Origin of the sequence: Micromonospora sp. KC721 (genome assembly GCF_004348355.1) — a bacterium.
In the GTDB taxonomy this organism is placed as follows: domain Bacteria; phylum Actinomycetota; class Actinomycetes; order Mycobacteriales; family Micromonosporaceae; genus Micromonospora.
Map to the genome: position 1 here is coordinate 1 of NZ_SMJY01000406.1, position 859 is coordinate 859.

Here is an 859-nt window from a genome sequence, read left to right on the forward strand (position 1 = left end):
GCCAGTCCGGACCCGTTCCGGTTCTGCGCGGCCGTGATCGTTACCCCGGTGGCTTTCGCCACGGCGGTCGCCGACGCGAGCCTGTTCCGCAGCGCGTACGCGGTGAGTAGGTGGACAACCCGCCGGCTGATGGTCTCGACCCGAGACAGCTCTTCCAAGAGGTTGAGGGTCCATTGGGACTGGTGATCCGTGTCATGATCACTGACTGTCTTCGACTCCGCTACGAGATCGGTCAGGTCGCGGATCTGCTGCTCGACCCACTGTGCCAGGTCCTTGGGTACCGGCGCGGACTGCGACATCAGATTTACTCCCTTGACGGTCTCGTCTCTAATGACTAGAGTCGACTTCACTCGATGCTCTAAAGGCTAGAGCATAGACCTTGGGAGGAACAGACCATGCCGCAGACGTTCATCGTGGACCAGGCCGCGACTTTCCAGGCGGTTGCCTTCCTGGGCGCGGAGCCCCGGATTGAGTTCGGCACGCGGGACAAGCAGGAGACGACCAAGGACGGTCTTCCTCGCTGGGACGTGCAGGTCGTGGCCGGGTTCCGCGACAACTTCGGGAAGGTGCAGAACGAGGTGATCAAGGTTGGCTACGCGGGGGCGAAGAACCCGGCGGAGTCGATCGGGATGTACACCCCGGTTCACCTCGTGAACTTCACCGTTGGCGTGATGGAGAAATGGGGAAGCTCGATGACAACGGTAAGCCACCCGCCCGACATCGCGCCAGCGAACCAGGTAGACGCGCCGAACTGTGAGGGCTGCGGATCGCCCCTGGAAGCCCGTACGCACTCCGGTGGGCTTCCGAAGCGGTTCCACAACGATGCGTGTCGCAAGCGGGCTCTGCGTGCCTCTCAGCG

General features: G+C 62.9%; 2 protein-coding genes. One reads left to right on the top strand and one right to left on the bottom strand.

Annotated elements, in window-relative coordinates:
* Nucleotides 1–299, bottom strand: a 299-nt coding sequence (locus E1182_RS30680) for a hypothetical protein (protein ID WP_132271212.1), incomplete at its 3' end; no start/stop codon positions are given.
* A gap of 96 nt (nt 300–395) precedes the next feature.
* Between E1182_RS30680 and E1182_RS30685 the strand changes: the two genes are divergently transcribed.
* The coding region (locus E1182_RS30685) for a hypothetical protein (protein ID WP_132271213.1) at nt 396–859 on the top strand (464 nt) is incomplete at its 3' end.